The organism is Streptomyces sp. NBC_00271 (assembly GCF_036178845.1).
In the GTDB taxonomy this organism is placed as follows: Bacteria; Actinomycetota; Actinomycetes; order Streptomycetales; family Streptomycetaceae; genus Streptomyces.
On the sequence record NZ_CP108070.1, the window covers coordinates 7,376,107 to 7,392,516 of the forward strand.

Consider the following 16,410-nt stretch of genomic DNA (forward strand, 5'->3'; position numbering starts at 1 on the left):
GCTGAACCCATGAGCCTGCGCAGCCGACTCTCCACCCCCGACGAGTCGGGACCCGCCCGCGAGGACGGACACCTCGTCGCCGTCTACCGAGCCAAGCTCCTCGAGGAGATCGACCTCGCGGAGATGTCGAGCCTGGCGGCGGCCGAACGCCGGGTACGCCTGGAGCGCGTGCTCGGCCACATCATCAGCCGTGAGGGCCCGGTCCTGTCCTCCGCCGAGCGCTCCCAGCTGATCCGGCGGGTCGTCGACGAGGCCCTCGGCCTCGGCGTCCTGGAACCGCTGCTCGCCGACGCGTCGATCACCGAGATCATGGTCAACGGGCCGGACTCCATCTTCGTGGAGCGGGCGGGACGGGTCGAACAGCTCCCTCTCCGTTTCGCCTCCCACGACCAGCTGATGCAGACCATCGAGCGCATCGTCTCCACGGTCAACCGCCGCGTCGACGAGTCGAACCCCATGGTCGACGCCCGCCTTCCCACCGGCGAGCGCGTCAACGTCATCATTCCGCCGCTCGCCCTCACCGGCCCCACCCTCACCATCCGCCGCTTCCCCCGCGCGTACACCCTGCCCGAGCTCATCGGCCTCGGCTCGCTCGACGAGCAGATGCTGATGCTGCTCGCGGCCTTCGTGCGGGCCCGCTTCAACGTCATCGTCAGCGGCGGCACCGGCAGCGGCAAGACGACCCTGCTCAACGCCCTCTCCGGCCTGATCCCGTCCCGCGAGCGCATCATCACCATCGAGGACTCGGCCGAACTCCAGCTCCAGCAGGAACACGTCATCCGGCTGGAGTCCCGCCCCCCGAACGTCGAGGGCAAGGGCCATATCACCATCCGCGACCTGGTCCGCAACTCCCTCCGCATGCGGCCCGACCGCATCATCGTCGGTGAGGTCCGCGGCGGCGAGACCCTCGACATGCTCCAGGCGATGTCGACCGGTCACGACGGTTCCCTGGCCACCGTCCACGCGAACTCCGCCGAGGACGCCCTCATGAGGCTCCAGACCCTCGGCTCGATGTCCGAGGTCCAGATCCCCTTCGAGGCGCTGAAGGACCAGATCAACTCGGCCGTGGACGTCGTCGTCCAGCTCACCCGCCACGCCGACGGCTCCCGCAAGGTCAGCGAGATAGCCCTGGTCGTCTCGCACGGCCGCGAACAGTTCCGCGTCGTCCCCGTCACCCGCTTCGTCCCCCGCCCCGCCGGCCCGGACCGTGTCGTACACGGCCGTTTCGAGCACCTTCAGCTGCCGCGCCAGGCCGCCGAGAAGCTGTACGTCGCAGGCGAACCGCTGCCGCCCGCGTTCGGCGTGGCCGAGGTCCTCGACGTACTCGACACGAGGCGGGCCATCGGATGACCAACATCGCCCTCGAAGGGAGGCAGCCATGAACGACCCCGCACTCCTCGCCCTCGGCGCCACCGTGCTGTGCGGCACCCTCGCCGTCGCGGGCGTCCACATGTACGCCTCGGGCCGTGCCCAGCGCCAGGCCCTCGTCGACCGCCTCTCCGGCGGCGGCCCGCTGCGCACCGCGGCCGGCCGCGTACGCCGTTTCGCCGCGATCGACCGCCGACTGCGCCGCACCCGCCTCGGCCGGACGATCCACCTGCGCCTGTCGGCGACGGGCCTGGACGTGACGGCGGGGGAGTTCGCCACGTACGTCACCGCCGTCGTCGTCGCGCTGTGGCTGATCGCAGCGTCGGTGTTGGCCCCCTTCTTCGGTCCGATCGCCGCCCTCGTGGGCGTGTGGAGCGCGGCCATCTTCCTCAACTGGCAGCGCCAGAAACGCATCGAGGCCTTCATCGGTCAACTCCCCGACGTGGCCCGCCTGCTGGCCAACGCGACCGCCGCGGGACTGGCCCTGCGGACGGCACTGGCGATGGCGGCGGAGGAGCTCGAAGCCCCCGCGGGCGAGGAACTCGCGCACGTGGCAGATCAGTTGATGCTGGGCCGCACCATCGACGACGCCCTCGGTGAACTCTCCGAACGCCTCCCGTCCCGTGAGCTGATCGTCCTCGTCACGACCCTGGTCCTCGCCAACAAGGCGGGCGGTTCGGTCGTCAGCTCCCTGCGCAACCTCACCCACACCCTGGAGGACCGCAAGGAGACCCGCCGCGAGGTCCGCACCATGCTCTCCGAGGTCAACGCCACCGCCTTCACGGTCCCGATGCTCGGTCTGGGCTCGCTGCTCCTGATCAACTCCTCGAACGAGGGCGCCCTCGCCCGCGTCACCGGCTCCGGCCTCGGCCAGACCCTCGTCCTGATCTCGCTGGGCCTCTACACCGTCGGCTTCTTCGTCATCCGCCGCCTCGGCAAGATCGAAGTCTGAGAGAGGAGGGGTCACGTTGCTCGCGCTGCTGCTCGCCCTCCTGACGGCCGGGGCCGTCGCGGGCGCCCTGCTGGGCATCCGCATGATCCGCGCCGACGCCAAACTCCCGAGCGACCTCGCGCTCGCCCTGGAGGTCGGCGGAACCCGCGTCTCCACGGCCGAGTCCGCCGTCGACCGCCTCGGCATGCGCTTCGCGCCCACGGTCCTGCGCCTGATGGGCCCCCGCCGCGTCGAGGCCAAACGCCGCCGCATCGACATGGCGGGCAACCCCGGCGGCCTGACCCTCAACCGCTACGCCGCCCGCCGCGCGGTGTACGGCGTCTTCGGCGTCGTACTCGGCCTCGTCTTCCTCTCCAACGGCCAGCTCCTGTTCGCCGTCCTCACCCTGACCTTCGGGCTCGTCGCTGCCGACGCCCTCATCTGGCAGGCCGTCCGTGAACGCAAGGAGGTCATCGACCGCACCCTCCCCGACTTCCTCGACGTCCTCGCGGTCGTGGTCTCGGCGGGCCTCGGCTTCCGCCAGGCGCTGGACCGGGTCGCGGAGAAGTACGAGGGCCCCTGGGCGGACGAACTGCGCATCACGCTGCGCCAGATGGACATGGGCGTCAGCCGCCGCCAGGCCTTCGACGAACTGCGCAAGCGCAACTCCTCCGAGCAGGTCGCGCAGTTCGTCTCGGCGTTGCAGCAGGGCGAGGAGCTGGGTTCCCCCATCGCCGAGACCCTCATCCAACTCGCCACGGACATGCGCCGCACGGACGCCCAGAACGCCCGCCGCCGTGCCGCCAAGACCATCCCCAAGGCGACGATGGTGACCCTCGTCTTCATGCTCCCGGCGACGATGATCCTGATCGCCACGGGCATGTTCCTGGGGTCGGGCACGAACTTCGGTTCGATCCTGGGTCGCTGATGACCAGCCGCCGTACTCCCCTGCCGAGGCCGTCACCGACCTGGACGCTTCCTCAGTGGCTGTCACAGCCCCCGCCGTGGCTGACCCGGCTGTGGGCGCGACGGCACCTCGCGAGCACCGAGGACGGCTATCTGGCCGACGACGCTCCGGCCCCCGGAAGCGTCCGCCTCCAGCTCAACGCCCTCCAGGCACTGTGCCGCCAGGCTTTCGGCGTCCGCCTCGCCGCGATCGCGATCGGCGCCCCCTTCGCGATGACCAACGCCGTGAACGGCCCGCCCCGCTACACGGTCCTGGCCGCCGCCGTCCTCGGCGTCATGGGCTCGTACGCCATGCTCAGGGACTGGGAGCGGTTCGGCCCCCGGCTCCTCGCGCACCCCGGCCTCATGGCCGTGGACCTGACCTTCGGCGCGGTCCTGCTCCTGACGGCGTCCCCCGCGTCCCCCCTCGCGTACGCGACGGTCTGCACCCCGCTTCTGGCAGGCCTGCTGTACGGCTGGCGCGGCTCGGGCATCTTCACCGGCCTGCAGCTGATCGTGCTGGTGACGGTGTACAGGGCCTGGCAACACCACCCGGGGGCCGGCGCCAGCACCCTCCTCGTCGCGGGCTTCTGCGTCGGCGCCGGCATCATCGGCGTCACCCTGCGAAACCTGATGTTCCGCTTCGGTACGGCGAGCCAGGCGCTGTCGGAGGCGAACTCCCGCCTGGCCGTCGCCGAGGCGGTGGAGTCCGAACGGGCCCGTCTGGCCCGCGAGATGCACGACTCGGTCGCGAAGACCCTGCACGGCCTGGCCCTGGCGGCCGAGGCCCTCGCGGCCTCGGCCGCCGCCGGGGACGCTGACCCGCACACGCTGGGGCGGCAGGCGACGATGGTCGCGGGCGCGGCGCGCCGGGCGGCCGCGGAGTCCCGCGACCTCCTCTCCGACCTGCGCCGCCACACGGACCTCACGAGTGCGAACACGGACGTCCTGTCCGAACTCGACTCTCGGGTGCGGTCCTTCGAGTCCCGCACCCACCTCCCCACTTCCCTCCACCATCGCGGCGAGCGCCCGATCCTCCCGTACGCCACCGCCCACCACGTCCTGGCGATCGTGTCCGAGGCGCTGGAGAACGCCCACCGCCACGCGGACGCGACGCGGGTGACGGTGGAACTGGACGTGTCGGAAGCCGAGTGCGCCGTACGCGTACGGGACGACGGAGTCGGCCTCCCCCCGCCCGTCGCCCTCGACGACCTGACCCTTGACGACCTGACCAGATCCGGCCACTTCGGTCTGCTCGGCATGGCGGAGCGAGCCGCGTCGCTGGGCGGCCGTATCGACCTGAACCGTTCCCCGCAAGGAGGCGCGGAGATTCACCTGACCCTCCCGCGATCCTCCGCCGTCCCCCACCGTCCCCCCACCCCCCAAGAGGAGGCCGCACATGCCTGACCAGGCACTTCCCGGCCCGAACCTCCGTGTACTCGTGGCCGACGACAACCCGGTCGTCCGGGCCGGTCTGGCCGCGTTGCTCGACGGCCACCCGGACCTCGAGGTCGTCGCGCAGGCGGCCGACGGCGAGGAGGCCATCGCGGCCGCCACCCGATTGCGCCCGGACGTCGTCCTCCTCGACGTCCGCATGCCCGGCACGGACGGCCTGACGGCCCTTCCCGCCCTCTCCCTGCTCGCCCCCGTGATGATGCTGACCTACAGCCGCGAACCCGAGGTCGTGGCCGAGGCGTTGCGGCGGGGTGCGGTCGGCTATCTCGTCCACGGTGAGTTCACGGCCGCCGAACTGATCTCCGCCGTACGGGAGGTACGGCACGCGAAGGCGACTGTCCCGGATTCACTCGGTGTTTCGTACGAACCGAACGATTTCCCTTCGCATCTGCAACTGGTTGTGGGACAGTCGTCGAAGGTTCGGTCCGGCTTCGCGGCGAGGCTCCACCGCCGCGTGCCCAGCCGGCTCAACTTCGGCCTGAGTTCACGGGAGGTGGAGGTCATGGATCTCATCGCGTCCGGCATGAGCAATCAGCAGATCGCCGCCGCCTGCTTCATCAGCGAGAAGACCGTCAAGAACCACATCAACCGCATCTTCGCAAAGCTGCACAGTTCCTCGCGCAGCGAAGCGATCGCCCACTGGCTGGGCACGGCACGTGAGGGGTGGAGCCGATGACTCCACCCACGGCAAGTTGGGCCCCTGGGCCCACCCGGAGTAGGCGCGGTCTCACGTACGGTGCTCGGGTCGGTAGTGGTGGCGTCGGGTGGGAGGACAGGGGCCATGGTGACGAGGGACTGGACGCTGAGGGTGGGGGTCCGGGTGGAGCGCGCTCTGCAGGACTGGACGGAGACGGTTTCCACCCGGATGCGCGGACGCGGGCGGGATGCCGGGGCCGGGTTTGTGGAGTACGCGGGCCTGATGATTCTGATCGCGGGGATCTACACCCTCATCGATCAGCTCGGCCTGAACGGAAAGATTTCGCAGGCGATCGGCAACGCAGTGAACAGAGTCATCGGCGGAGCTTGATCGGTGGCCCACCGCACAGCGACCGAGGGCAGACTCTCCCCATCTACATCTGGATGACGGGGATTCTGCTCTTCGCCGCGATCGTCTTCTTCGTGTTCGCCCAAGCAGCGTCCGCCCGGAATGGAGCTCAATCCGCGGCGGACGCTGCGGCGTTGGCGGCCGCACGGGACTCCCGGGACGAGCTGATGACAGGGTTGACGGGGGCCGTGGGCACAAATGACCACTGGCTGGACTGGCTCAAGGGAGACCTGTTCAAAGGCACCGGAGCCAAGGCTGCGGCCGGTCGGCTGGCCGCCGAGAACGACTCGACGGTGCAGGGGTTTGCCGATAAGACCGTGAACGGATTTCCGGGCTACTGGGTGGAAATCAAGACCCAGTACACGGTTGGCAAGTCGATCATTCCCGGCACGGAGGACAAGTACGCGACGGCCCATGCCACCGCTGTCATCCAGCCGCGCTGCGACTTCGATCCGGCCGCGGATCCCAAGAAGCCCGTCGAACTGAACTGCGACGGACAGATCGTCGACATCGACCCCGGAAAGTTCGATCCGGTCGACCTTCCGGACCCGTCCGTGCTGTTCTCTGTGCATCTGGCCGAGTGAGAGGAAGCCGTACCGATGGATCTCCGGCACACCATGAAGGGCCGCAGGGCGCTGAGCGCGCTGGCGATCACGGCTGGGTTGCTCCTCACGGTGGCCGGTTGTGGAGGGGGCGGAGACGCCAAGTCCGGCAACCAGGCGTCGACTTCATCCCCTGCCCGGAACAGCGGTGACGGCAAGGCGAAGGAAAGCGGCTCACCCGCCGTGAATCAAGCTATCGCCGAAGTGAAGAGCAACGGCCTCACGCTGACGATCACATCGGCCAAGCGCGACCAGGGCGGATTCGTCACCGTCAACGGCACGGTCACCAACGGCACCTCCGGCATCTGGATCGGCGCCGAATGGATCAGCGACGAGACCGAGCTGAAGAGCAACGGCGGATCCCTGGCCGGTGCCAGTCTGGTCGACGAGAAGGGCAAGAAGAAGTACCTCATCCTCCGGGACACCGAAGGGCACTGCCTCTGCACCAAGTTCCAGGGCGGTGTCTCCCAGGGTGCCACCGTTGACTGGTTCGCCCAGTTCCCGGCGCCGCCCGCCGGGACGACGAGCGTGCAGTTCCAGGTACCGACCATGCCCCCGGCCACCCTCACACTCTCCGACGGCGAGTGACCCATGGCCCTGACCTCCCGCACCGTGGCCACCATGTTCACGACCTTCGCCGTCCTGAGCACTCTGACTCTCAGCGGTACCCAGGCGTACGCGGACGACGGGAACCCCAGCGCACCTCCGGGCAGTCTGACCACCTCCCCACCCCCCACCGTCGACCCCACCAGCCCCGGCCTGAAGCTCGCCGACGGCGCCACGCTCGCGCCTGCCAAGGTGTTGGACATCAAGTCGGTCGTCGAGGACCTCGGGGGTGAGGAGCGGCGGGAGGACACGAATTCGGACGTGACGTTCGCGTTGCAGGCCGAGGTGCTGTTCCCCAAGGACAGTTCGAAGCTGAACCCCGACGCCCGTTCCCGTATCCAGGCGATCGCGGACGAGATCAAGAACCAGAAGGCGACGACGGTCAGGGTGTTCGGGTTCACCGACAACCTCGGCTCGTACGCCCACGGCCTGGTCCTCTCCAAGAAGCGCGCGGAGATCGTCCACGACGAACTGGCGGCGGCGCTCGGCTCGACGGACGTCACCTTCGAGGTACGCGGCTACAGCGAGGACTACCCGATCGCGGACAACACCTCGGAGGAGGGCCGCCGGAAGAACCGCCGGGTGGAGGTGACGTTCCCACGCGGCGCGGTGAACGGTGCTTCCTCGGGAGCCCAGAGCTGAGAACCTGGTGGCATGAGAAGAGTCGTCCTGATGATGTCGGTGTCCCTGGACGGATTCATCGAGGGACCGAACCGTGAGATCGACTGGCACCACGTCGACGCGGAGCTGCACCGCCACTTCAACGAGGAGATCAGGAAGTTCGGCGGCCTGCTGGACGGCCGCGTGACGCACGAGCTGATGGCCGAGTTCTGGCCGACGGCCGACCAGGATCCGGACAGTACGGCCGAGATGGTCGAGTTCGCGAGGATCTGGCGGGACATCCCGAAGTACGTGTACTCGCGGACGCTGGAGCGGGCCGACTGGAACACCACGATCGTCCGGGAGGTCGTACCGGACGAGGTCAGGGCGCTCAAGGAACAGCCCGGCGGGGACCTCGGCCTCGGCGGCGCGGACCTCGCGGCGGCGTTCCTGCGGCACGACCTGGTCGACGAGTTTCGGGTGTACGTCCATCCGGTGCTGATCGGCCGCGGCAAACCCCTGTTCCCCGAGACGCACACCCCGACCGGTCTCCGGTTCGCCGAGTCACGGGCCTTCGGCAACGGGGTCGTACTCCTGCGCTACGAACGCGACAGCACCGCCCCCGCCCCCGCCGAGGCGTAAAGGTGTTGTCCGCGAGCCGGGGCATCGGTAGGAAGGGTCCATGACTGTTCTCGGCGTGGTGTTCCGGCCCCAACTGCCCCCCGAGCGCCTGCGGGCCGTCGCGCGCGCGGCGGACGACGCGGGCCTGGAGGAGCTGTGGCTGTGGGAGGACTGCTTCCTCGAAGGGGGCATCTCGGCCGCGGCGGCAGCCCTCGCCTGGACCGAACGGGTCCGGGTCGGAGTCGGCCTGCTGCCCGTCCCGCTGCGGAACGTCGCGGTCACCGCGATGGAGGCCGCCACGCTGCACCGGATGTTCCCGGGGCGCGCGATCCTGGGCGTAGGACACGGCGTACAGGACTGGATGGGGCAGGTCGGGGCGCGTGTGGAGTCGCCCGTGACGCTGCTGCGCGAGCACCTCGACGCGCTGCGCGCGCTGCTGCGGGGCGAGCGGGTCAGCACGGCCGGCCGGTACGTGAAGCTGGACGGCGTCGCGCTCGACTGGCCGCCGGCGGGGGCACCGGAGGTGCTCGCGGGTGCCACCGGGCCGCGTTCGCTCCGGCTCTCCGGGGCCGCGGCAGACGGCACCGTCCTCACCGCCGCCACCGGGCCGGAAGGGGTACGGCGGGCGCGCCGACTCATCGACGAGGGGCGGGAGTCGGCGGGCCGGACCGACCACCACCGGGTGGTCGTCTACCTCCACACGGCCACCGGACCGGACGCGGCGGCCCGGCTGCGCGCCGAGACCGAGGCGAACGGTGAGGATCCGCTGCCGGAGCACGGCGTCGCCGGGGACGCGGGCGCGGTCGCCAAGGCCGTACAGCGCCTCGCGGAAGCGGGCGCCGACACCGTGGTCCTCCAGCCCACCGCCGACGAACCGGACCCCGAGGCCTTCGTACGGTTCGCGGCGGAGGAAGTACGGCCCCTCATCACGTAGGCCGGTCGTTGTCGGTGCCCGCTGCCACACTCGTCGGTATGAGCGATGACGACGTACGGCTGAGGGACACGGTCGAGACCGACCTCGACCTGTTCCTGGCCTACGAGCACGATCCCGAGGCGGCCCGGCGGTCGAGGTTCGAGCCCCGGACGCGGGAGGCGTTCATGTCCCACTGGAGGACCAGGGTCCTCGGCGACGACACCGTCCTCGTGCGGACGGTCACCGTGGACGGTGTGCCGGCAGGGAACCTCGTCTCCTGGTGGGAGGGCGAGCGGCGCTTCATCGGCTACTGGTTCGGCCGCCCGTACTGGGGCCGGGGGATCGGCACCAAGGCTCTGACCCGCTTCCTCGAGCTGGAAAGGACCCGCCCCCTGTACGCCGACCCCTTCACAGGCAACACCGCCTCCATACGCCTCCTGGAACGCCACGGCTTCCACCACCAAGGCACCGTCCACCACGCCAACGACGCCCACACCCTGCTCGTACTCCCTGGGGAGTGAAGGCACCGGCGACGAGCGCCCTGGACCCGTGGCCCCGGAACCCCGTTGCTCGAAGAAAACCCCTCGCCTCCCCACCACCCCCTTGAGAAGATCCCCCCATGACCACCACGCGTACCTTCGAAGCCCTCGTGGACGAGGGTGTGGCGGCGCCCGTCGAGGGCTGGGACTTTTCCTGGTTCGAGGGGCGTGCCAGTGAGGAGCGGCCCTCGTGGGGGTATGCGCGGGCGATGGGGGAGCGGCTGGCGCACGCGTCCGCCGCGCTGGACGTCCAGACCGGTGGTGGTGAGGTGCTGGCCTCCGCGCCGACGCTGCCCCCGCTCATCGCCGCCACCGAGGGCTGGCCCCCGAACGTCGCGAAGGCCACCGCCCTGCTCCACCCCCGTGGCGCCGTGGTCGTCGCCTCTCCGGAGGATGACCCGCTGCCCTTCGCGGACGGCGCCTTCGACCTGGTCACCAGTCGGCACCCGGTCACGACGCACTGGTCCGAGATCGCGCGCGTCCTGCGCCCCGGCGGCACGTACTTCTCCCAGCAGGTCGGCCCGGCCAGCGTCTTCGAACTCGTCGAGTACTTCCTCGGCCCGCTGCCGGAGGACGTCAGGAACGGCCGGCACCCGGACCGCGCCCGCGCCGCCGCCGAGGCCGCCGGGCTCGACGTCGTCGACCTGCGCGCGGAGCGGCTGCGCATCGAGTTCCACGACATCGGTGCCGTCGTCCACTTCCTGCGCAAGGTGATCTGGATGGTTCCCGACTTCACCGTCGACCGGTACCGGACCGAGCTGCGTGCCCTGCACGAGCGGATCGAGACGAAGGGCCCGTTCGTCGCCCACAGCGCCCGCTTCCTGATCGAGGCGCGCAAGCCGCGTCATCCGTAGGGGAGCGGTGGCTCAGGCGTGCGGGCCCGCCGTCACCCTCCCCACCACCAACTCCGCCCTCGCCTCCAGGATTTCACCCACCCTTTCCACCCGCTCCGCCAACTCCCGTTCCCGCTGCGCCGTCAGCCCTTCCAACGGCTCCACGGTGACCGTCGTACGCCCTCCCCGGCGCCGCTGGTGCCAGACCCCGGCCACCACACCGTCGACCAGCAGCACGGGGAAGTTCCCGGCCTGACCGCCCGCGAGAGCACGCGCGTACGCCGGCCCGGGGAAGAGCACCTCGCGGGGCCCCGCCGCGATGGCGTACGCGTCGAAGTACGGAAGCAGCCGCACCCCGCGCACCGGCGCCCCCGGAAACTCCGTGTCGCCCGCCGCGACCCACGCCGGCCCCTCGAAGTCGACCTCCTCGATGACCCCCGCACCCGCCAGCGAGGCGAAGAGCGCCGTGGCCCAACCGCGCGGAGCCGCGGCCCACTTGGCGAACCGCCCCGGCGTCGCCGGTCCGTACGCGCGCAGATAGCGCTCCACGAGCAGGGCGAGCCCCTCGTCCGCGGCGAGCGGCTCGAAGTGCGGGGGCCGGGTGTACGTCACCTTGCGGCCCCGGTTCGGGGCGAAGCACAGCGCGCCGCGCTGACCCGCCCGGTGCATGACCTGCCGCCAGCGCGGCCACATGCCCTGGAACGCGGGCATCACCAGGTCCCCGGCCCAGGACCCGGCGCGCGCCACCACCGCGTCGCTCAACTCGTCGATGGTCAGCCGCGCACCGTCCAGGGCGTCCCCGATCGCCTCCACGACCTCGTCCGCCTGCTCCTCGGTGAGCCGGACGGCGGGCGCGAAGGGGCTCCGGCCGGACGGGATCGCCGTCAACGCGGCCGTCCAGAGGGGGAGTTCCGCGGTGGGGAGCAGATGTACGGTGCCGCGCGGGCCGTACGTCTTCACCAGCGAGCGGTCCTCCCAGAGCGCGGCGCGTACGTCCGCCCGCGTGACCCCGTCGGCGCGTACGCCCACGGACACCTCGGCCGCCGACAGGACTTGCGCGTGCGCGCCGAGCATCGCGCCGACGACGTCGGCGACCGGAGTCCCGCCGCGCGCCGGAACGGCCAGGCACTGGCGCTCCATGCGGCGCGCGCTCGCCTCGTTCCATGTGATCTTCAGGGTCATGCGGCGAAGGTAGGCGGGAATGAGGTCAGAACCTGTCCGCTGGAGCACTCGGGAACCGATTGACCGAAAACACCCTGATGCGACCTTTCATGGGTGAGATGTCCGTCCGTATGACGGACTTCTGCACAGGGTTTCCACATCGTTATCGGGAGTGGGTCGTCCAGGGTGTTCGCCTCACGTAAGTTCAGACCAAGGTAATTCGCGTGAGCAAAGCTGCGCGTGTGGCACCGCGCAGTGGAGGGGGCTGCGCGGTGCTGCGCCCCCGCCTGACGCCACATCACCGGTCGTGCACCGTGATCTGCGCCCCGCGCCGTACGCCCCATCGCTCCATCGTCCCGGCCTCCGCCTCCAGAATGTGGCGGGAGCGTGGACGGGGGCGCCCCATGCGCCCCGGCTTCATCGTCCGCACCGCCAGGACGCGGAATTTCCGGTCCATATAGGCGACGTCGATCGCGAACCGCATCCCCAGGGTGTGCACCGCGGCGGCCGGCGAGAGCAGCAGGGCCCCGTCGATCCCGTCGCGCCCGAGCAGTCCACGGCGCCGGGCGCGGGCCGACGCGGCGACCTCCAGCGGCACCGGTGCGGGGGTCCCCGGCGTGGTGAGTGTGGCCATGGGTGCGAAGTTAGCGGCGCCGTCAAGCGGGCGACACACAGGCGCGTCACTCTCCCGGAGTACGTGGGGGCGAGTCGGCGGGGAAGACCCAGTTGGTCGCAAACTCTCCAGATCTCTCCGTTTACCTCTCCATTCCCTTTGAATCCGCTGCGATTCGGCCATGGTCAAGCCCTGAATGAGAGGTTCCGGGGCCACCGTGGCGTCGTCGTCCGGTTTCGGAGAGTAGTTGTGGCACGCCGATGCACGCAGCATCACTTACGAAGGGTTATGGTGGAAACCCCCCCTCGGGCCGGTCCGTCTCCCCCCCACGGACCGGCCCGTTTTTTGTGCCCTCACGCCCCACCCCACCGCCGCCTCGGCCTGCGCCCCCGTGCGCCCCCCTGACCCCGGCGAGCGGTCTTGGTGACACAGCGCCCCCACCCCGTTCGCCGGTGTCGACGAGGCGCCGCTGCTTTCCTCCACCATGATCGACCGGACAGGCCCTTGCCGGGCCGTTGGTTTCGCGGGGGTAGGCTTCGCCCCCGGGGACCGTCATAGGGACAGGGGTTGCGCTGAGCGAGGCCGCTCTGCCGCGCCCGTCCGATCCGCACGGAGGGGCTGACAACACGTGAACCTGCGGGACAACCTGCGCCGGCTGCTGCTCAGGTTCTACACACGCAGGGTGGAGGGCCACCTCGACCACGACCAGGTGCCCAAGCACATCGGCGTCATCATGGACGGCAACCGACGCTGGGCGAAGGCGGCGGGCAGCACGGCCGCCCAGGGGCACCGTGCCGGTGCCGACAAGATCGAGGAGTTCCTCGGCTGGTGCTCGGAGACCGACGTCGAGGTCGTCACCCTCTGGCTGCTGTCGACGGACAACTTCGACCGCCCCGAGGAAGAGCTCGTCCCCCTGCTCGGCATCATCGAGGGCGTCGTACGCACCCTCGCGGCCGACGGCCGCTGGCGCGTGCACCACGTGGGCACGCCGGACATCCTGCCCTCCCAGATGCAGACCGCGCTGAAGGAGGCCGAGGAGGCCACGGCGCACGTCGACGGGATACTGGTCAACGTCGCCATCGGCTACGGCGGCCGCCAGGAGATCGCCGACGCCGTGCGCTCCATGCTCCTCGACGCCGCCGACAAGGGCTCCTCGATCGAGGACGTCGCGGAGTCGGTGGACATCGACCTCATCGGCAAGCACCTCTATACGAGTGACCAGCCCGACCCCGACCTGGTGATCCGCACCAGCGGCGAGCAGCGGCTGTCCGGATTCATGCTGTGGCAGACGGCCCATTCGGAGTACTACTTCTGCGAAGTCTTCTGGCCGGCGTTCCGCAAGGTCGACTTCCTGCGCGCCCTGCGTGACTACGCGGCGCGACACCGCCGCTACGGAGGCTGACCCAGGGGGGTGCGAGGGGCGCGCGTCATCCGGAGTTAACGAACGCGTGGTCACATGCTCTTGCATGGCCGCGCATGTTCGAGGGCATAAGCCATGCAGGTCGACGCCCGAACCACGGGTGTCGTATCTCAGCGGACGGCACGGGGCCGTCCGCCCGGGAGGCCCTTTGCACCAGCCCGACCGTGCGGTCAGTACGGACGAGACGGAGGGCCGGTCTCCGGCCCGCGCAATGCGGCCAGGACCGGTCCAGCTCCTCTCCGTCGCTCCCCGACCTCATCCGAGGGGGTACGTCCTTCCGTGGTGACCAGCACAAAGCGCCACAAGCCCGACCGGCGCACCTATGTTCTCGACACCAGCGTCCTGCTGGCCGATCCGAACGCCCTGAGCCGCTTCGACGAGCACGAGGTCGTGCTTCCGATCGTCGTGGTGACGGAACTGGAGGCCAAGAGGCACCATCCGGAACTCGGCTACTTCGCCCGGCAGGCCCTACGCCTGCTCGACGAATTCCGGGTGCGGCACGGCCGCCTCGACTCCCCCATTCCGATCGGGGACCTCGGCGGGACCGTACGCGTCGAGCTCAACCACTCGGACCCCAGCGTCCTGCCCAGCGGGTACCGCCTGGGGGACAACGACTCCCGCATCCTCGCGGTCGCCCGCAACCTGCAGGCCGAGGGGTACGACGTCACCGTCGTCTCGAAGGACCTGCCGCTCAGGATCAAGGCCTCGTCCGTCGGTCTCCTCGCCGAGGAGTACCGCGCGGAACTGGCCATCACGGGCTCCTCCGGCTGGACCGGAATGTCCGAACTGACCCTGTCCGGCGAGCAGGTGGACATCCTCTTCGAGGAGGGACACGCGTACGTCCCCGAAGCGGCCGACCTGCCGGTGCACACCGGTCTGACGATCCAGTCGGAGCGCGGCAAGGCCCTCGGCCGAGTCACCTCCGACGGCAACGTCCGGCTGGTGCGCGGCGATCGGGAGGCCTTCGGCATCAAGGGCCGCAGCGCCGAGCAGCGCATCGCGCTCGATCTGCTGCTCGACCCGGACATCGGGATCGTGTCGATGGGCGGCCGGGCCGGCACCGGCAAGTCCGCGCTCGCGCTCTGCGCGGGTCTGGAGGCCGTGCTCGAGCGGCGCCAGCACCAGAAGGTGATGGTCTTCCGGCCGCTGTACGCGGTGGGCGGGCAGGAGCTCGGCTATCTGCCGGGCTCCGAGTCCGAGAAGATGAGTCCCTGGGCGCAGGCGGTCTTCGACACGCTGTCGGCGGTCACCTCGCGCGAGGTCATCGAGGAGGTCACCGCGCGCGGCATGCTGGAGGTCCTGCCGCTCACCCACATCCGGGGCCGTTCCCTGCACGACGCCTTCGTGATCGTGGACGAGGCCCAGTCACTGGAACGGAACGTGCTGCTGACCGTTCTGTCCCGCATCGGCGCCAACTCGCGGGTGGTTCTCACCCATGACGTGGCACAGCGGGACAATCTGCGCGTCGGCCGCTACGACGGTGTGGTCGCCGTCGTGGAGAAGCTGAAGGGTCATCCGCTCTTCGCGCACGTGACGTTGAACCGCTCCGAGAGGTCCCAGATCGCGGCGCTTGTGACCGAAATGCTGGAGGACGGACAGATCTGACCCACCTGGTGCCATCTGTCACCACTTGACCCGGTTGGTCAAAACGTGGTGGATGCACGGTAGTTGACGCCGCCCGGCAAAAGGCGAAGAGCCTAGCCGGGCGGCGTCTTCGTGCGCGCTTGTTTCCGCGAAACTCCTGGGGCAAACGGGGTGTGAGCTTTCACACGCAACGGGGAATTGCCTCGCGGCGTCGGGTTACGGCAGAGTCTCAGTCCTGTCAGGCCCCGCATACGACACACGTGTACCCCCAGCGGTACCGCACCTCAGGAACAACAGAACTCCATAGAGTCGTCGTATGCCGCCCGCGCACCACGCGGCACTTCCGTCAAGGGAGTTGCCCACCGGGCCCGTGCCTCCCGTGACCCCGCAGTTGGGAGGCCAGTGTTCAGGGGCACGATTGCGTCCGCGAGGGTCACCTAAGCGGGCGATGCTGGAAGGAAACCGTGTGAGCCGGATTTCGGTCCGGGGACTCGCAGTGGCCTCGGCCACCGCGGTCACCGCTGTCGGCGCCGTGAGTGGTGTTGCCTCGGGCAGCACTGGCCAGCCGTCTATCGACGCTGAGGCGACGGCGAGTGACTCGACCCTCCTCGCGGACATACCTGCGGGCCAGCAGGCCCAGGTGCAGACCGCGTCCCTGACGCAGCAGGCCGACGCACAGGCCATCGCCGCGGACGCGAGCGCCAAGAAGGACGCGGAGGAGGCTGCCCGCAAGCAGGCGGCCAAGGACGCGGTCGCGAAGCAGAAGGCCGCGGCGGACGCCAAGAAGCGGAAGGAAGCCGCGGAAGCGGCCAGCCGCTCCGAGACGCGTGCCGCTGTCAGCCTGGCCCCGCAGTCCTCGTACACCGTCGCCGAGGTCCAGGCCATCGCGCGGCAGATCATCCCCAGCGGTCAGTTCCAGTGCTTCAGCAACATCGTGGACCACGAGTCCACCTGGAACTACAGGGCGCAGAACCCCTCTTCCGGCGCCTACGGTCTCGTGCAGTCGCTGCCCGGCAGCAAGATGGCGTCCGTCGGTGCCGACTGGCAGACCAACCCGGCCACGCAGATCAAGTGGGGCCTCAACTACATGAACGACCGCTACGGCAGCCCCTGCGGCGCCTGGTCGTACTGGCAGGCCCACGGCAACTACTGAGCCGTCGTCACCTTCGGCCGC

General features: G+C 69.9%; 18 protein-coding genes. 16 read left to right on the plus strand and 2 right to left on the minus strand.

Annotation, left to right across the window (positions count from 1 at the left end; translation table 11 throughout):
• Positions 1-9: 9 nt before the first annotated feature.
• From OG798_RS33640 to OG798_RS33700, 13 genes are all read left to right on the plus strand, one after another.
• Complete coding sequence (locus OG798_RS33640) at positions 10-1,350, plus strand: CpaF family protein (RefSeq protein ID WP_101400392.1); 1,341 nt, start codon at positions 10-12, stop codon at positions 1,348-1,350.
• 28 nt (positions 1,351-1,378) lie between these two features.
• Positions 1,379-2,320, plus strand: a complete 942-nt coding sequence (locus OG798_RS33645) for a type II secretion system F family protein (protein WP_054234988.1) — start codon at positions 1,379-1,381, stop codon at positions 2,318-2,320.
• A gap of 16 nt (positions 2,321-2,336) precedes the next feature.
• Positions 2,337-3,227 (plus strand): DUF5936 domain-containing protein, encoded by an 891-nt coding sequence (locus OG798_RS33650; RefSeq protein ID WP_095852807.1) that lies wholly within the window; start codon positions 2,337-2,339, stop codon positions 3,225-3,227.
• Positions 3,227-4,651, plus strand: a complete 1,425-nt coding sequence (locus OG798_RS33655) for a sensor histidine kinase (protein ID WP_121415118.1) — start codon at positions 3,227-3,229, stop codon at positions 4,649-4,651. The genes OG798_RS33650 and OG798_RS33655 overlap by 1 nt, the downstream gene beginning before the upstream one ends.
• Entirely contained in the window at positions 4,644-5,375 is a 732-nt protein-coding gene (locus OG798_RS33660; protein WP_095852805.1) for a response regulator, read from the plus strand. Before OG798_RS33655 ends, OG798_RS33660 begins: the two co-directional genes overlap by 8 nt.
• 105 nt (positions 5,376-5,480) lie before the next feature.
• Positions 5,481-5,726: a hypothetical protein gene (locus OG798_RS33665; RefSeq protein ID WP_054234991.1), complete on the plus strand. Its 246-nt coding sequence runs from the start codon at positions 5,481-5,483 to the stop codon at positions 5,724-5,726.
• A 53-nt stretch (positions 5,727-5,779) separates the two neighbouring features.
• Complete coding sequence (locus OG798_RS33670) at positions 5,780-6,328, plus strand: pilus assembly protein TadG-related protein (RefSeq protein ID WP_443053896.1); 549 nt, start codon at positions 5,780-5,782, stop codon at positions 6,326-6,328.
• A gap of 15 nt (positions 6,329-6,343) precedes the next feature.
• The gene (locus tag OG798_RS33675) at positions 6,344-6,934 is read left to right on the plus strand and encodes a hypothetical protein (RefSeq protein WP_095852804.1); all 591 of its coding nucleotides are present in this window, start codon (positions 6,344-6,346) and stop codon (positions 6,932-6,934) included.
• Between the two features lie 33 nt (positions 6,935-6,967).
• On the plus strand, positions 6,968-7,594 hold the full coding sequence (locus OG798_RS33680) for an OmpA family protein (protein WP_373559066.1): 627 nt from the start codon (positions 6,968-6,970) through the stop codon (positions 7,592-7,594).
• Positions 7,595-7,606: 12 nt separating this feature from the next.
• On the plus strand, positions 7,607-8,194 hold the full coding sequence (locus OG798_RS33685; protein ID WP_121415114.1) for a dihydrofolate reductase family protein: 588 nt from the start codon (positions 7,607-7,609) through the stop codon (positions 8,192-8,194).
• A gap of 40 nt (positions 8,195-8,234) precedes the next feature.
• Positions 8,235-9,107 (plus strand): LLM class flavin-dependent oxidoreductase, encoded by an 873-nt coding sequence (locus OG798_RS33690; protein ID WP_328758161.1) that lies wholly within the window; start codon positions 8,235-8,237, stop codon positions 9,105-9,107.
• A gap of 38 nt (positions 9,108-9,145) precedes the next feature.
• A complete protein-coding gene (locus OG798_RS33695) occupies positions 9,146-9,607 on the plus strand; it encodes a GNAT family N-acetyltransferase (protein ID WP_267062730.1) in 462 nt (153 codons plus the stop codon).
• Positions 9,608-9,705: 98 nt separating this feature from the next.
• Complete coding sequence (locus OG798_RS33700; protein ID WP_121415112.1) at positions 9,706-10,479, plus strand: class I SAM-dependent methyltransferase; 774 nt, start codon at positions 9,706-9,708, stop codon at positions 10,477-10,479.
• Between the two features lie 12 nt (positions 10,480-10,491).
• On the opposite strand, the gene OG798_RS33705 is transcribed toward OG798_RS33700, so the two are convergent.
• Together OG798_RS33705 and OG798_RS33710 are read right to left on the minus strand one after the other, a co-directional pair.
• Complete coding sequence (locus OG798_RS33705) at positions 10,492-11,640, minus strand: winged helix DNA-binding domain-containing protein (RefSeq protein WP_267062731.1); 1,149 nt, start codon at positions 11,638-11,640, stop codon at positions 10,492-10,494.
• Positions 11,641-11,917: 277 nt separating this feature from the next.
• Positions 11,918-12,253 (minus strand): DUF192 domain-containing protein, encoded by a 336-nt coding sequence (locus tag OG798_RS33710; RefSeq protein ID WP_267062732.1) that lies wholly within the window; start codon positions 12,251-12,253, stop codon positions 11,918-11,920.
• A 607-nt stretch (positions 12,254-12,860) separates the two neighbouring features.
• Between OG798_RS33710 and OG798_RS33715 the strand changes: the two genes are divergently transcribed.
• The 3 genes from OG798_RS33715 (at position 12,861) to OG798_RS33725 (ending at position 16,389) form a co-directional block, all read left to right on the plus strand.
• Positions 12,861-13,634, plus strand: a complete 774-nt coding sequence (locus tag OG798_RS33715; protein WP_095852796.1) for an isoprenyl transferase — start codon at positions 12,861-12,863, stop codon at positions 13,632-13,634.
• A gap of 297 nt (positions 13,635-13,931) precedes the next feature.
• Positions 13,932-15,257 carry a PhoH family protein gene (locus OG798_RS33720; RefSeq protein WP_328758164.1) on the plus strand — a complete coding sequence of 442 codons (1,326 nt, stop codon included), beginning with the start codon at positions 13,932-13,934 and terminating at the stop codon, positions 15,255-15,257.
• A 445-nt stretch (positions 15,258-15,702) separates the two neighbouring features.
• Positions 15,703-16,389: a transglycosylase SLT domain-containing protein gene (locus tag OG798_RS33725; RefSeq protein ID WP_393012801.1), complete on the plus strand. Its 687-nt coding sequence runs from the start codon at positions 15,703-15,705 to the stop codon at positions 16,387-16,389.
• The last annotated feature ends 21 nt before the right edge of the window (positions 16,390-16,410 follow it).

Coding starts and splice junctions, on each gene's coding strand:
- OG798_RS33660 (WP_095852805.1), top strand. CDS start 4,644: ATGCCTGACCAGGCACTTCCCGGCCCGAACCTCCGTGTACTCGTGGCC.
- OG798_RS33705 (WP_267062731.1), bottom strand. CDS start 11,640: ATGACCCTGAAGATCACATGGAACGAGGCGAGCGCGCGCCGCATGGAG.
- OG798_RS33670 (WP_443053896.1), top strand. CDS start 5,780: ATGACGGGGATTCTGCTCTTCGCCGCGATCGTCTTCTTCGTGTTCGCC.
- OG798_RS33665 (WP_054234991.1), top strand. CDS start 5,481: ATGGTGACGAGGGACTGGACGCTGAGGGTGGGGGTCCGGGTGGAGCGC.
- OG798_RS33680 (WP_373559066.1), top strand. CDS start 6,968: ATGTTCACGACCTTCGCCGTCCTGAGCACTCTGACTCTCAGCGGTACC.
- OG798_RS33655 (WP_121415118.1), top strand. CDS start 3,227: ATGACCAGCCGCCGTACTCCCCTGCCGAGGCCGTCACCGACCTGGACG.
- OG798_RS33645 (WP_054234988.1), top strand. CDS start 1,379: ATGAACGACCCCGCACTCCTCGCCCTCGGCGCCACCGTGCTGTGCGGC.
- OG798_RS33700 (WP_121415112.1), top strand. CDS start 9,706: ATGACCACCACGCGTACCTTCGAAGCCCTCGTGGACGAGGGTGTGGCG.
- OG798_RS33685 (WP_121415114.1), top strand. CDS start 7,607: ATGAGAAGAGTCGTCCTGATGATGTCGGTGTCCCTGGACGGATTCATC.
- OG798_RS33675 (WP_095852804.1), top strand. CDS start 6,344: ATGGATCTCCGGCACACCATGAAGGGCCGCAGGGCGCTGAGCGCGCTG.
- OG798_RS33640 (WP_101400392.1), top strand. CDS start 10: ATGAGCCTGCGCAGCCGACTCTCCACCCCCGACGAGTCGGGACCCGCC.
- OG798_RS33695 (WP_267062730.1), top strand. CDS start 9,146: ATGAGCGATGACGACGTACGGCTGAGGGACACGGTCGAGACCGACCTC.
- OG798_RS33710 (WP_267062732.1), bottom strand. CDS start 12,253: ATGGCCACACTCACCACGCCGGGGACCCCCGCACCGGTGCCGCTGGAG.
- OG798_RS33690 (WP_328758161.1), top strand. CDS start 8,235: ATGACTGTTCTCGGCGTGGTGTTCCGGCCCCAACTGCCCCCCGAGCGC.